This is a genomic window from Bernardetia aquimarina (genome assembly GCF_042180575.1).
Classification (GTDB): Bacteria; Bacteroidota; Bacteroidia; order Cytophagales; family Bernardetiaceae; genus Bernardetia.
Map to the genome: position 1 here is coordinate 989145 of NZ_CP170094.1, position 15553 is coordinate 1004697.

12 protein-coding genes are annotated in these 15553 nt (G+C 30.6%); 5 read left to right on the plus strand and 7 right to left on the minus strand.

Annotated elements, in window-relative coordinates; genetic code table 11:
* Positions 1-79 precede the first annotated feature (79 nt).
* Together ACE193_RS04055 and ACE193_RS04060 are read right to left on the minus strand one after the other, a co-directional pair.
* A complete protein-coding gene (locus ACE193_RS04055) occupies positions 80-1054 on the minus strand; it encodes a hypothetical protein (protein WP_375561735.1) in 975 nt (324 codons plus the stop codon).
* Positions 1055-1421: 367 nt separating this feature from the next.
* Positions 1422-2639, minus strand: a complete 1218-nt coding sequence (locus ACE193_RS04060) for a CHASE2 domain-containing protein (RefSeq protein ID WP_375561736.1) — start codon at positions 2637-2639, stop codon at positions 1422-1424.
* A 369-nt stretch (positions 2640-3008) separates the two neighbouring features.
* Here ACE193_RS04060 and meaB point away from each other — a divergent pair, with 369 nt between their 5' ends.
* The 3 genes from meaB (at position 3009) to ACE193_RS04075 (ending at position 5866) form a co-directional block, all read left to right on the plus strand.
* On the plus strand, positions 3009-4019 hold the full coding sequence (meaB, locus tag ACE193_RS04065) for a methylmalonyl Co-A mutase-associated GTPase MeaB (protein ID WP_375561737.1): 1011 nt from the start codon (positions 3009-3011) through the stop codon (positions 4017-4019).
* A 51-nt stretch (positions 4020-4070) separates the two neighbouring features.
* Positions 4071-4604 (plus strand): DUF2867 domain-containing protein, encoded by a 534-nt coding sequence (locus ACE193_RS04070; RefSeq protein ID WP_375561738.1) that lies wholly within the window; start codon positions 4071-4073, stop codon positions 4602-4604.
* Between the two features lie 335 nt (positions 4605-4939).
* A complete protein-coding gene (locus tag ACE193_RS04075) occupies positions 4940-5866 on the plus strand; it encodes a universal stress protein (RefSeq protein WP_375561739.1) in 927 nt (308 codons plus the stop codon).
* Positions 5867-5937: 71 nt separating this feature from the next.
* Here ACE193_RS04075 and ACE193_RS04080 read toward each other — a convergent pair whose 3' ends face one another.
* The 3 genes from ACE193_RS04080 to ACE193_RS04090 form a co-directional block, all read right to left on the minus strand.
* On the minus strand, positions 5938-6774 hold the full coding sequence (locus ACE193_RS04080) for an energy transducer TonB (protein WP_375561740.1): 837 nt from the start codon (positions 6772-6774) through the stop codon (positions 5938-5940).
* Positions 6775-6910: 136 nt separating this feature from the next.
* A complete protein-coding gene (locus ACE193_RS04085) occupies positions 6911-7555 on the minus strand; it encodes an energy transducer TonB (RefSeq protein WP_375561741.1) in 645 nt (214 codons plus the stop codon).
* Positions 7556-7718: 163 nt separating this feature from the next.
* Positions 7719-8537, minus strand: a complete 819-nt coding sequence (locus tag ACE193_RS04090; protein WP_375561742.1) for an energy transducer TonB — start codon at positions 8535-8537, stop codon at positions 7719-7721.
* A gap of 565 nt (positions 8538-9102) precedes the next feature.
* On the opposite strand from ACE193_RS04090, the gene thrS reads away from it, so the two are divergent.
* Entirely contained in the window at positions 9103-11046 is a 1944-nt protein-coding gene (gene thrS / locus ACE193_RS04095; RefSeq protein WP_375561743.1) for a threonine--tRNA ligase, read from the plus strand.
* A gap of 109 nt (positions 11047-11155) precedes the next feature.
* On the opposite strand, the gene ACE193_RS04100 is transcribed toward thrS, so the two are convergent.
* Complete coding sequence (locus tag ACE193_RS04100) at positions 11156-12070, minus strand: hypothetical protein (protein WP_375561744.1); 915 nt, start codon at positions 12068-12070, stop codon at positions 11156-11158.
* Between the two features lie 46 nt (positions 12071-12116).
* Here ACE193_RS04100 and ACE193_RS04105 point away from each other — a divergent pair, with 46 nt between their 5' ends.
* Positions 12117-12692, plus strand: a complete 576-nt coding sequence (locus tag ACE193_RS04105) for a hypothetical protein (protein WP_375561745.1) — start codon at positions 12117-12119, stop codon at positions 12690-12692.
* A gap of 53 nt (positions 12693-12745) precedes the next feature.
* Here the strand turns inward: ACE193_RS04105 and ACE193_RS04110 are convergent, their stop codons facing one another.
* The gene (locus ACE193_RS04110; RefSeq protein WP_375561746.1) at positions 12746-15307 is read right to left on the minus strand and encodes a CHAT domain-containing protein; all 2562 of its coding nucleotides are present in this window, start codon (positions 15305-15307) and stop codon (positions 12746-12748) included.
* Positions 15308-15553: the final 246 nt, after the last annotated feature.

Genomic DNA, 15553 nt, shown 5'->3' on the forward strand with positions numbered 1-15553 from the left:
TAAGCAAAACAAAAAAGGTCTTTACAATCAAGTAAAGACCTTTTTTTATATGAAATAAATTTAATATTGATTATAAATATTAGTCATTTGTAGCTGTATTCTTATCTTCTTTCTTTGCAAGAATTGCTTTCTCACTCATTTCAGAACGCTCAGTAAAACTATCATACAATATTTTGTATGTTTCTACTTCAGGAGCAAGAGCCATTGCAGCTTTATACGCCATTGCAGCTTCTGCATAATATCCTTCATCTTCCAAATATTGTGCTTTGATAAGATGTCCAAGAGCAGTATCATCACCAATTTGGTCTAATTGCTCACGGATTTCTTTCTTAGCATCACTTTCTTTTTTAATAACTTGGTTATCAGAATTGATGTTTTTATCCTTTTTGTCTTCATCTGCCACTTCAACTCTATAAAGAACAGTAGTTTGGTCTTTAAGCTCTGGACGAGAAAAATCTATTACATAAGATGTTTCTGTTGTAGTCTCAGAGTAAAGTTCGTTATTGCGAAGATCTGTCAATATAACACGGTACTCTCTCACATCTTTAGGGCTAACTTTTGCCAAATCTTCATAAACAAACCATTCGATTTCCATTTTATCGCCTAGCATATTTACTTTACTTTCTTGAAGAATAGTAACCTTTTTCAACATATTACGCTTTACAGCACCAGTCTTTTTCATGTGCTTATAACGATTATCGCCACTCGCTTCTTCAGCAGAAGATGTAAGTTCAGAAACTACGTAGTTTGCATAACGAGCAGTAAGACTAGAGCCATTGCTTGCCTTTAAGTTACTTGCCAATTCGTTTACTTTGTAAGTTCCTTTAGTACGAAGCTCAACAGTTTGTCCATTCGTGTGTAAAAGACCTAAATATCCTCCTTCTTCCATAACGATAACGTCAGAATTATTGAGTTTAGAACCTACACGGATTGCGTTTTTAGAAGCTGTATTGTTTCCTTTTGCAGTCAGAACACGAAAGGCATAATCTTGTGCCATTGTAGTTCCACCGATTAGCAACATAAGAGCGACTAAGAATAGTGATTTTGTTTTCATAGTTTTAAAATTTAATTGAGATAAGTATTTGATAACTATTTTTTTTGAGTTTTGATAATTTTATTATATTTGACTACCTATATGAAAGACTTCGTTTATTCAAACTTGTTTTTCAAAAACAAAGAATAGTATTTACTTTTCCCCTTCTTTTGTAGATAGTTCTGAGATAACTTTAGTTTATTGTTCTGCAATAATCGAACAAAAAATAATCATATATTAGTTTTACGTGAAAACTTGGTAAAAAGATATAAAAATCTGAAATTTTTATTCGATTTCTATAATTTTATTACTAGATACAGATTGTCGTATTTTTCAGTTCTATTTTTCTGAACTTAACTTTCCTTTCCAGTTTTTATTTTTTCAGTTTTTATTCATAGGCACGACTTGATTTAGGGTACAAATTAGTCAAGATAGCCAAAAATACTTCTAGCACATCTCCAGACAATACTACAGCCAAAACACCGACAGTTACTTCTAACATTAAGTTATAAGTGGCAAGTGTCCAAATAAAAATAAATACAAATATAACTACTTCTACAAGCTGAACTCCTTTTGTGATAACATCGTACCAAGTTCCTAGTTTTCTATGAAAATAGATATACGTAAATAATACAGCATTTGCAAAAGCCATCAGCACAGAAATAATAATAGCTAAATAAGAAGGAATAACATCGATATAGTTTTCATGTAATATCATCGAAAGCATATTGGCATGAATCATAATTCCGTACATATCTGTTGCTGCCCTTCCGACAGGTCGTGTATTCATTGGCGTATAATATCTGTCATCTACACCATCTTCTTCTATAAAGGTAGAACCCATATAGCCCATAATAACTATTTTGTCTTTAAAAAAAGAAGGGTCAAAATTTTCTTGTAAAACATCTACAGGATCAATGACCATAAATTTATCCCAATCTCCACGATAGTAAATTGTTTCTACTTCATTATCTCTAGCTAAAAGTCTTTCTGCTTTCTTAGGATACGAAAGTTGTATCAACTTTGTCGCAAAACTATATTCTACTGAAGCTTTTACCTTTTCTTTTGGAGAGACAATACGAGCCGTTTCAAATTTTGTATCTTCATCAGTTACTACATTTACATAACCAAGTTCTACATATTTTTGGAAAGGTTCGAAAGGCATTCCTAAACTATCAAAACTTTTCGTTTTTTCATTTGGTTTTTCTAGTTTTGAAGCAAAAACAATCGGACACCTATCACTTGCAATCTGTAAAAAAGTTTCTAATGTAGAATCTTGTTCATAAGCTCTTGGACCTTCCAAAAGTGCATCTAACCCAATCACTTTAGGTTTGTATCTTGAAATAATTTCTAATTGCGCTCCCAACCCATCACGATACAAATATCCAATATTTACAATGACTATATTTGTATCTACTTCTATTTTTTCATTATCTCTAATTTGAGAAAAATAAACATCAGAAATTTTGAAGTTATTAATAGTTTGTTCGAAAATATTGAGAAAATCAAAATTTACAGCAACCGTCTGCAACAAAAACATAAACGCAAAAATTGTAATTGTTCCTGTAATTGTAGCAAGATTAAATATCTTTCGTAAAAAACGCATTATTAGTAATTAGGTAAGTTGTAAACAATAGAATAAATAGTCGTCTTGAATTGAAGTTAAAATTAAAACAAGCAGGGAAAACCTATTTCTATACATACAAAGATACGAATTATTTTTCGATACGTTTGTACGTTGTGAAAGGTTTTATCATACAAGTCATTAATAAACTCTTATTATTGACTAAAAATAACGTTTTTTTGTCAATAATCCGAAATTAAGGCTTGTATTTTCATCATTTTTGTTTAGCTTTTCTACAAATTGGTTGAATAAAACGACCAAAAAACAGTAAAAGCAAAAAGACAATCGACACTTTATCGACATAGTTTATTTTCACATTTTTTATTCGAACTTTAATTTTTATTAGTTTTTATGGCAAAAAACAGACGTTCACGTTTAGAACCTCAAGAGTATATCGACGGAATTTTGGCTCACAATCCTTTTATTTTAAGTAGAGCCATTACACTTATAGAAAGTCAGTTGGAAAGCGATAATGAGCTTGCCACACAAATTATTGACAAACTAATGCCTTATACAGGAAATTCGATTCGTGTAGGAATTACTGGTGTTCCAGGGGTTGGAAAGAGTACATTTATCGAAACATTTGGTTTGTTTTTGGCAGAATTAGAAAATCAAAACAAAAAAGTAGCTGTTCTTGCCATTGACCCAAGTAGCCAGCGTTCGGGAGGAAGTATTTTGGGAGATAAAACAAGAATGGAAAAACTCTCAAATCACAAAAATGCATATATTCGTCCTTCGCCAGCTCGCAGTTCTTTGGGTGGAGTAAGTCAGAAAACAAGAGAAACAATGCTTTTGTGTGAAGCAGCAGGTTTTGATGTAATCTTGATAGAAACTGTTGGTGTTGGACAGTCTGAAACGATTGTAAAAGGAATGGTAGATTTTTTTCTTTTATTAATGCTTGCAGGTGCTGGCGACGAATTACAGGGAATCAAACGTGGAATTATGGAAATGGCTGACATGCTCGTCATTACAAAAGCTGATGGAGAGAATAAAAATGCAGCCACAAGAGCCAAGTCCCAATACAAACATGCTTTACACCTTTTTCCACCTAATGATTCTAACTGGACAGTTCCTGTAGAAATTTGTTCGGCTTTGAAAAACAATGGAATATCAACTATTTGGGCAACTATCGAAGACTTTGTAAGTCAAACTTCTTTAAATGAATTTTTCACAATAAATCGTAGTAGGCAAAATAAGGAATGGTTACATCAAACTATTGAAGAGCATCTGAAAAGAGATTTTTACAAAACTAATTTTATCAAAAATCAATTATCTAACTTAGAAAAGCAAGTCGCAAATGGAAATAGAAATGCCGTAGAAGTAGCCAAAGAACTATTAGAGAAATATTATCACACAAAATAATGGTAATCAATACTCCATTTTTGAAGAAATTACAATCAAATTATAACCAAAATGATAGCCAAAACAGAGCTTCCACAGCAATCCATTTTAAATTTGGATAAAGCAAAATATGATTATATAGATAGTTTTGTAGGAATCTTGAATGACAAAAACAATACTCTAACAAGCACACAACTTGGAAAGGCTTTTTTTGTTTATTCTCCAAACTGGGTAGGAAAATTATTTAGTCTAAGAAATAAAATAGTGTCATTATTTGGACTTAAAACATCAGGCAAGATGACAAAAAGAGAACAACAATTAAATAATTTTAGGTGTGAAGTAGGAGAACAACTAGGACTCTTCAAAATATTTCATAAAACAGAAAACGAAGTTGTTATGGGAGAAGATGACAGACATTTGAATTTTAGAGTTTCTCTTTTTTTTACCCCAAGTAACTTAGACATAAACAAAACAGAGGTATTTATTTCTACCACAGTTGAATTTAACAACTGGTTTGGGAAACTCTATTTTCTTCCTGTCAAAATTTTTCATAAAATTATTGTACCTGTTATGTTAAAATCAACTATTGATAATTTAGAAAAATAATTGATACAACCTTGAATACCGATTTCTATCTACTATTATAAAAAATGAACTCATTTATTTACCTCCTTTTTGACCAAAATTAGATAGTTTTTAGATTTTACATTGATTAATTTACAAAAAAAGTGTATTTTGACTTGAAATATTAATCCTACTAAATTCTATTGTATAAGATATTACAATACAATCCACTAATTTTATTCTTTTACTAAACTTTTTTATCCTTTTCTTTTACTTCATTTTTGGTCAATTTACTTTGTGTTTTTTGTTCAAAAAATAATACGAAACTTGTCATCTAATTTTGAGAAAAGTAAAGAAGTTATTAATTTGAAAAAAGTATGATTTCTATTTCAGAATCATTTTCAAAGTCATCTATTGAACAACACACACACGCTACTACTCTAATTTCTAAAGAAAATATGGAGCATATTCTCGTTCCCATCAATTTTACTCCTGCAACCGAAATTTCCTTAGCACATGCCATAGGGATTGCTCAAGCCTCTCATAAGATAGTTATTCTGTGTCATTTTATTACTTCTACTATTCCCTTAGGGGCAAATGCAGTATTACACAAAAGAGAAATTAAAGAAAAACACGAAAAAGCATACATGGAAATGCGTGTTTTATTGGCTCAATATGAAAATTACACCTATAATGGAACTGGACAGCCTGTTATGATTGAACCTTTAGTTATGGAAGGACACCCCGACGATGCAACAGGAAAAATTATGCAAGACAATTCTATTGCTATGATAGTCTTGTCACACAAAGATAGTAACGAAATAAAAGATTTGTTTTTGAATAATAAAGTGGTCAGAGAGGCAAATTGTCCTATACTAACCATTCCAGAAGATGCTACTTACAAACCACTAGAATATGTAGTTTATGCTGCTAATTTTGATGGAAATGATGCAACAAGAATTCGTGATTTAATAGAGCTTACCAGTAATTTTGATGCAAAACTAGATTGTTTGCACGTTTGTACTGATGGAAAAAAATTGAGAGAAGAAAACGAAAAAATGCAAGAACTTCAAGCTGAGTTTGATGTTGTTTTGTTTAGCAAACTTAGTTTTAAAGTACTTCGTGATTCAAAAAGTGTAACCAGTGGACTAGAAAATTATCTTTCTAATCACACACCTGATATACTTGTGATGTTAAAAACTGAAAAAACATTCTTTAAAAAACTTTTTGGAAGTAAAGAAAGCATCCGAAAAATGGCTCTTGATAATGGAATGCCAATTATGATTTATAGAGAACCTAAGTAAAGTCAGAAATCAGAAGTAAGTAAATACAGAACAAAAAGTAAGGACAAGAAATACCTTGCCCAAACAGTTTTTTAATCCAATTTAAACACAATTGGAATAGACATACGTACTTTTACAATTTTTCCACGCTGACGAGCAGGTTTCCATTTCGGACATGCTCTCAAAACACGTTTTGCCTCTTCATCTAATCCAAATCCAACTCCCTTAGCTACTTTTATATCAGTAAGACTTCCATCTTTATCAACTACAAATTGAAGAAATATTCTTCCTTCTATGCCCTGTTTTTTTGCTTCTTTTGGATATTTTAGATTTTTGGATACATATTTATAAAAGTTATCCATTCCTCCCTCAAAAACAGCAGGTTCTTCTACAAAAATAAATAACTCTTCTTCTTCTTCCTTCTGAAAATTCTTTTCATCAATTCCTTTTACATCACTTACAATATTCTCAATTTCGACTTCTAATTCTTCCATATTAATTTCAATAAACTCATTATTAAAATCAATATCATCGACTTCTATATGATTACTTGGATCGACTATCTGAACTTTTGGAGGAGGTGGAGGTACAATATCTGTAAGAGGAGGCAAATCAATTACTTCTTCTTCAACAAATGCAGTCGTATTTTCCATCAAACTTTGTTCTTCCTCAGTTTGCCAAGTAAAAGCAAGCAAAATCAAAGCAGAACTAACCATGAGTCCAAAACCAAAAAGCATTTTGGAATAATTATGAATAGAAATAGCTGAAAAACGTTTTGGAATTTGGTCTATACTATTTTTGTCATCTTTATAAGCTGAATCATAATTTAGGATATTTCTTTCTTGGTAATTTAGCCACAAACGCAAAAGCGATACACCAGCTAAAACAGAAAAACATAAAATAGCACTAAGAAAAATAAGTAGTTGCATAATTGTATATATTTTAAATTAAAAATAATTTTAGTAGTTATAATTACTTACTTTATACAATTCATTTTATTCCAAAAAGTAACATTCAATTTCAATTATTTTACTTCTCTATTTTATCTACTACAAACCTAAAGGTTCACGTTAGTTTAAACACTATTGGAATAGACATACGTACTTTTACAGTTTTCCCACGCTGCCGAGCAGGATTCCATTTGGGAGAGTTTTTGATTACTCGTTCGGTTTCCTCTTTACAACCTCCACCAATGTCATTTTTTGCTTCTACCTCTGTAATTTCTCCTTTTTTATTTACTACAAAACTTACGATTACTTTTCCTTCAATCCCTTCTCTTTTTGCATTTATGGGATAATTTATATTTTTATTGATGTAATCATAAAATGATTGGATTCCTTTTTCTGGTGCAACTTCTCTCCAAGAAAAAGCCATACAAGAAATAATTTCATCTTCTTCTCTAGGAGCTTCAATGTATTCAATATCTTCAACACTATCTATCAAAACCTCCTTTACGTATTCAATCTTTACAGGTTTTAGTTCTTGTGTTTTTTCATCTGCTATAACAACTTGTAAGCAAGGTATTTTTTTACTTTGACTTTCAGAATTATTTTTAACTAATAAATCTAATTTCGTATTTAGATTCTTTAATTCAGAATTTTGTTTGTTTTGATTTTGTTCTTGCTTGAAAACATAAAAAATAAAAACAGAGTTTGATAAAAGAAGAATAGCTAAAGCAAATTTTAGAACGTTGATAGATTTAGTAGTCATTGCAATATATTTTCAAGTTATTTTTTTATAACTATACAATCCATAAACACAAAAAAAGTAACAATTTTATAACAATAAACAAAAAAACCTATCCAAATAAATGAATAGGTTTTAAAAGTATTTTCTAAAGCTATGTTTTCACTTTCTAAGATAAAACTAATTTTTAATTATCCAATTTGAAAACGATAGGAATATTCATACGAACTTTTACAGTCTTACCACGCTGTTTAGCTGGAGCCCATCTAACAGATTCTCTAAGTACACGTTCGGCTTCTTCATCACAGCCTCCACCGATACCTTTTACAGTTTTTACGTCTGTAAGTTTACCTGATTTATCTACAACAAACTGAACAAATACTCTACCTTGAATACCCATTTTTTTGGCTTGTCTTGGGTAATCTAATTCTTTTGCTACATATTTATAGAAAGCATCCATTCCACCTGGATATACTGCACTTTGCTCTACAATAGTAAAAACCTGTTCTACTTCTTCTTCTTGACGAGGAGCTTCAATGGCTGTTACATCAGTTACGATATTATCAATTTCAATTTCTACATCTTCGATTTTGATTTCGATATTTTCATCTAATTCAATATCATTTTCTACCTCTATAATCTCCTCTGGAGTTACTACCTGTACTTTTGGTGGTGGTGGTGGTGGAATATTTGTAAGAGGAACATCAATGATTTCTTCTGTTTCTGCAACAGGGGCAACATACTCAGCCAAATCTTCTGTGTCTTCAAATTCCCAAGTGAAAGCCACAAGCATCATTCCTACACTTATTACAAGACCAATACTAAAGAAAAGTCCTGAATAATAATTTGCATCTACATCGTAAAATTTACGAAGGATACCTACTTCAGGCTGCTTTATTTCGCCTGCTAATATTTTTTTGCCGTTATTATCTAAAACGCCTTTGAAAAGAAAGATTAAACCAATTGAAATGGCAAGTAATCCTCCTATAAGTATTAAACCTAACATATTTTTTTTTAGTTTTGAAGTAAAAAACAGTAAATCAAAAGTAAAAAGACTATTATAAAGTTCCTAATCTGAAATGAGTTTTTTTCTAAAAAAGTTAAGAAATTTCTCAAAATCCCTAAAAGAAATCTATTTTAAGTGCCTTTCTACCTTTACAATCCAAAAGAAACAAGAAAGTAACAGACTTTTTGAAAAAAATAAATTAGTGATTATGATTAGTGAGAAATTATGTTTCTGTGCTAATTGTTTTCTATTTTTGTCCTAAACTTAAAACTCTGAAATAAGAATATTTCTTAAAAACAAGCTATAAACAAGAGTTCAAGTTATAATCATAACTGCCAAAGATGAAAATGACTGAATTTCTAAATTCTTTTGAGTTCATTGAGCGTTTTTCCTATCATTCTACATTTATTTTATAGATATTTGTAACTAAGTCCTCGTTGATGGCTGCATTTGAGTCTCAACGACGGTTTAAAAATAAAAAATCAAGGAATTGTAGCTTTGATTTATTTCTAACCCCACAAAAAAATAGGTTGTTGCGTTTGTAGGCAATGACTAAACAAACTTTATGAGCGAAATCAATGTAACTCTTCCAGACGGAAGTATCCGAAATTATCCACAAGGCACAAATGCCTTTGAGGTAGCAAAAAGTATTAGTGAAGGACTAGCAAGAAATGTACTTGCAGCCGAAGTAAATGGAGAAGTGTGGGATTCTACACGTTCTTTACCAGAAAAAACGGCTTTAAAACTTCTTACGTGGAATGATGACAACGGAAAAATGGCTTTTTGGCATTCTTCTGCCCACCTTTTAGCCGAAGCCTTAGAAGCTCTTTATGAAAATGTAAAATTTGCTATCGGACCTCCCATCGAAAACGGTTTTTATTACGACGTAGATTTTGGCGAAAAAACTTTTTCTTCTGACGATTTGCCAAAAATCGAAGCAAAGATGAAAGAACTTGCCAAACAAAAAAACGAATTTGTAAGAAAAGAAATTTCGAAAGCTGATGCAATTTCTTATTTCACAGAAAAAGCAGACCCTTATAAACTAGAAATGATTGAAGCCTTAGAAGATGGCAAAATCACTTTCTATACACAAGGAAATTTCACAGATTTGTGTCGTGGACCTCATATTCCACATACAGGAGCAGTAAAAGCAGTAAAATTACTTAATGTAGCAGGTGCGTACTGGCGTGGCGACGAAAACCGTCAGCAGCTCACACGTATCTACGGAATTACATTTCCAAAAGAGAAAGAATTAAAAGAATATTTAGAGCAAGTAGAAGAAGCTAAGAAAAGAGACCACCGTAAATTAGGAAAAGAACTAGAATTGTTTACTTTTTCAGAGCGTGTTGGTCTGGGACTTCCTTTGTGGTTGCCTAAAGGTACAATGCTTAGAGAACGTTTAGAGCAGTTTTTGAGAAAAGAGCAAGTAAAACGTGGTTATGACCCTGTTGTTACTCCTCATATTGGACACAAAAACCTCTATATTACTTCTGGACACTACGAAAAATATGGTGCAGATGCCTTTCAGCCTATCAAAACGCCATCAGAAGATGAAGAGTTTTTCTTGAAACCAATGAACTGTCCTCATCATTGCGAAATTTATAAAACAAAACCACATTCTTATCGTGATTTGCCGTTACGTTTGGCAGAATTTGGAACGGTATATCGTTATGAACAAAGTGGAGAATTGCACGGACTTACTCGTGTACGTGGTTTTACGCAAGATGATGCACATATTTTCTGTACGCCAGAACAGGTAAAAGACGAATTTAAAAGTGTTATTGATTTAGTACTTTATGTTTTCAAAGTATTTGGTTTTAAAGAGTTTTCGGCGCAAGTTTCGCTCCGTGACCCAGAAAATAAAGCTAAATATGTAGGTACAGATGAAAACTGGGATTTAGCAGAGCGTCAAATCAAAGAAGCTGCTGAAGAAAAAGGCTTAAAAACTGTCGTTGAATATGGAGAAGCTGCATTTTATGGTCCTAAGCTAGATTTTATGGTGCGTGATGCAATCGGTAGAAAATGGCAATTAGGAACTGTTCAGGTAGATTATACATTACCAGAGCGTTTTGAATTGGAATATACAGGTTCGGATAATAAAGCGCATCGTCCAGTTATGATTCATCGTGCGCCTTTTGGTTCGATTGAACGTTTTGTAGCTATTTTGATTGAAAGTACGGCAGGAAATTTCCCTCTTTGGCTTTCTCCTGACCAGCTTGTTGTATTGCCAATTTCAGAGCGTTTTAATGATTATGCAAAAGAAATTGTACAAAAATTACGTCAAAATGATATTCGTGGTAGTGTAGATGAGCGCAATGAGAAAATTGGTCGCAAAATTCGTGATGCAGAAGTCGGAAAAACTCCTTATATGCTTTTAGTTGGCGAAAAAGAAGTTGAATCAAATACTGTTTCAGTTCGTAAGAAAGGTGAAGGCGATTTGGGTACAATGTCTTTAGAAGATTTTACAACACATTTTATTAATGCTGTTGATGCTGAATTGGCTGAATAAATAACAGTTGATTTAAGAATTACGTAAAACCTACTAAGTTTCCTTTTTTGGAAGTTTAGTAGGTTTTTGTTGTAACTCACTTTTCAGAATAAAATCAAACTGCTAGATTCTATTCCAAAGAATAAACAAAAAGTGTATCGTTTTCTATCTCCAAAACTACACTACAAAATGAAATGAAATTTTGATTTTTTGGTAGAATTGTACAACCATCATAAGGCATTCCAAACATTGTTCCCTCAAAACTATTTTCAAGTGTATCTATACTTTTATCTTCATTAATTTGAATTACTGAAAATCTATTATTTCTATTTTCCCTACCATTTAAAAATAAAATCATAGAATTTTGATAAGGAATAAATCCTAAAAAATCTTGTCCTAAGCTATCATAAGAATACATATATTCCATTTCTTGATACATTTCTTGTCTATCTTCATAGGAACTAGAATCTATGTATTTGTAAATACGCTTTATATCTGTCTTATCTATCCAAAATAATTTTTTAGGGTCTTTTATTCTACTAATTTCTGTATAACAGCCCATGTGACACCCATTTTGAACTATCCAATATGCATTATTTATCATATAAATTCCCTTGATGGTAGTCGTAAATGTAAAATAATAATGTCCTGTTTTTTTATCTTCAAAAATTAGAGTTGAAGTTGTATAATAATATTTATCTACATAAATTTTGTAATTTTCATCTTCTCCTGTTAAACTTGCTGAATTAGTATTATCATACCAATAAAAATAATTTTCTGTAACTTTTCTAGGTAAAAATTTATTCGAATCTACTTCTACAAAATAAATTCGTTTTCTATTCAAACTATCTCGTAAAGCAAGTTCTAAACAACGATCTTCTTTATTTAATCCTTCAATAATTCTATATTCAACAACTAATTTTGATTTCTCTCTTTGAGTAGAAAGAGAATCTGCATTTTTAGTTTCTATTTTTTTATTATTTTGGCAAGAATTAAAAGAAAACAGCATTAAAATGGCTAAAAACGCATAAATTATATTTTTCATAGAATAAGTAAGGAATTTATTATCCATCAATTTTGTTATACTGATTATGAAATACTACGTAAAACGAACTTGCAAAGACTGTAAAAATCAAGATGCATTTGAGTTTAGCAAAATTGAAGCTGCTTTTAGTTTATATGATTCAAATAAAATTTGGAATTCAGCTTGTACCAAATGTAATTCTACAAAATGCTCTTCTGTTGGTTATTCTCCTCCAAAAATAGATAAAGAATTATTAGATATTTGGGGAGCAAACCCAGATTATTATTTTATGGAACAAGATGAAGATATTATCATGGCTGAAATTGATTATTTAGATTTATTTTTAGATGCTATCGATGATTCTATTTATCCAAAACGGAAAATTGATATTTTGATTGCTGCTTGTTGTATAATTTTATATGATAATACGTGGTTTTTAAAAGAATTTGCTCATAAAGATATACCTATTGAGGATTTGGAAGATGAAAATAAAGATGCTCAAAAAATAGCTAATAAAGTTCGCAAAGAACTTATAAAGCGAAAAGATAAAGTCAAAGAAGCTCAAAAATCAATTATGGATTATATACAAAAGATAGTTTTTCCTCAAATCGGATTAAATTTAGATGATTTAAAAGAAGACTAAGGTAATTTGATTTGTTGGTTAAACTCTCCCTTCTGATATAGTTTTTAATAAAATCACTTTCCTACCAAAACAAAAGCACCCCAATAATACGGATGTTGATATTTTTGTTTCATAGAAAGTTGTGCTGCATGTAGAGCTTCTTGTTTTGTTTTTCCTCCAAACCATTCTTTGTAAAAGATAATCATAAGTTCTTGAGTGGCTTTATCATCAACTTTCCACAATGATAACAAAATATTTTTTGCCCCTGCTGCTCTAAAACCTCTTTGTAATCCATAAATACCTTCTTGGGAAGCAACTTTTCCGAGTCCAGTTTCACAAGCTGAAATAACAACTAATTCTGTTTTTTGTAAATCCAATAATGAGGCTTCATACGCTGTAAAAATTCCATCTTCTGCTTGATTATTATCTTGAGGTTTTGCAAGTACAATCCCTGCTTCCAACATACTATTTATAGGAGTTTGATTTTCTGTTTCTTTAAAATACCCATGTGTTGCGATATGCAAAATAGTCGGATTAAAAACTTGTTTGAGAGTTTCTTCGGAGGCTTCTGATTTCAAAAATACTTCTGTCTTCCAACTATTTTTTTTCAAAAGCGAATCTATTGTCTTTACCTCTTGCTCAGTTTGTTTCAAATCTGTAAAAATACCTGTTGATAATTGCAGTGAATTAGACAAAATTGAACCTCTATCATCCGAGTTAGATGGATTAGTTTCCTCATCATCATTTTGAGATGATTTTTGAGATGAATAATTTGGTCTTCCCATCAAAACAGCCATTTTTTCAAAGTTTGGATTACCTTTTTTATCTTCGTTCGTTTCTATAACTTCTCTTAGGGAAGTTACTGAATGGACTGTCAATTCATCTATCAAATAACTTTTAGTTTTGGGATTATAAAGTGTGTAGAGATTAACAAAATTATAAATTCCGTTGGGTGAAAAATAAATTTTCTTTGTATTACCTAATTTTCTATCAATCTGAAACCAAAACTTATCATAACTATCTGTATTCTCTAACTCAAATTGAACTGTATTTCTATAATAAACTAATTCTTTTTCTTCATCAATATCAGTTATCAAAACAGGATTTATTTCCGTTTTTTTGATGATAAGAGCGATGTATAATGTTTTTTCTTGACGAGATTTTTTGTCCCAAAATGAGCTTTTCAGTATTTCGATGGCAGCTTCATCTGGATTCAAACTATTTTGTAGATTTTGAATGGTATATTTTTCTACATATATACTTTGAGAGGATGTTTTATTCGAAATTGCAGAGATTTGTTTCTCTAAATCATTAGCAATATTTTCTAATTCTTCTAAGTCTAATTTTAATTCATTTCTCTTTGAAAGGGTAAGATTATGTCCTAATGCAATTTGATGTTTGACTTGTTTCCATTCTTCATATTTCTCAATAAGATTTTGATTTTTGCTAGAAAGAATAGTCTGTTGAATTTTTTTATTCTCATTTAATAAGATTCCTTTACGAGCAATTTGAATATTGATAGTTGATTTCAAAAGCTCTTCAAAGCCATTATAATCAGGTTTTTCAACTAACATTTGTACAAAAAAAGTAGTGAAATTATCAAAATAGAACTCATTACTTTCGATATAATTTAGTTTTTCTTTTTCACTCAAACTATAAAAATTTGCTTCTAACTCTTCTAGTTTTGTTTTTATTACTTCAACAAAAAGTGGCTGTGCTTTTCCATAAAAACCATATTTTTGATAAAAAATAGCGAATGAATTTAAGAAGAAAATATAATCTGGATGTCTTTTGCTGAGTAAATTATTATAGATATGTTCGACTTCCTTGTAAAGAGAAAGAGCTTTTTGATAATTATTTTGAGAGGTATAAAGTGTCGCTAAATTTGTACACGTATTTGCATATTCTAAATTTTGTTTGCTATAACTTTCAGCATAAATCTGACGAGCCGTAATCAAGGCTGTTTCTGCCATAGCAAAACGGTTTTTATAAATATGATAATCTGCCAAACTGACCAAAGACTTTGCATAACTTGGGTGATTTCTTCCCAAAAGATGTCCAAAAATATTACTTGCTTCTATCAAATAAAGTTCTGATTTGTCGTATAAATTACCTATTCGGTAAAGTTCTGCAAGATTCAGACATGAAGTAGCATAAGGAATGCTAAGTTTTGTTAGTTCTTTTTTCTGAATTTCTCTTGCTTTTAGATGAAGAGTTTCTGATTTTTTATAATTGCCTTGTAATCGATAAATAACAGCTAAATCATTACAAGTTTGAGCATATTGAAGACTGTTTGAACCAAATTTTTTTTTGTTGAAATTAATACATTGAGAAAGTAAAATTTCGGCTTTTGCATAATTTCCCTGTTGTTTATACAGACTAGCAAACTGATTCGTTACTTCAAAAAAATAAATACTGTCTTTTTCTTGCGTTTTTTCTTGAAGGTTTTTATAAAACTGAATCGCATTTTTGTAATCGTAACGAGCTTGTTGATAAGCAGCTTCTTCTAATAATAAATTCCATTTTTTTATATCTAAAGAATCTGAATTATCATTATAACTTATACTAGAATTTTGAGCAAAAATAGTTGAAGAAAAGGAAATATAAAATAAGAATAGAATGTAGTAGTTTTTCATAAGTTTAGAAAGGAATTATCTTTAATGACTTTCTAAATATAACGAAAATTGAGCAAATTATTATTTTGAAACAGGTTTTATATAGGCACATCTAACTTTGTACATTGAGTTTATCAGTTCTATAAAAATTATTATTCTTCCTTCTATCGTTTTATTTTGTGAGAGTAGCTTTCTAATTCAACAAAAAATGAGATACATTTCTAATTAAAGAAATATATCTCATTTTAATATATCAGAAACTATGTT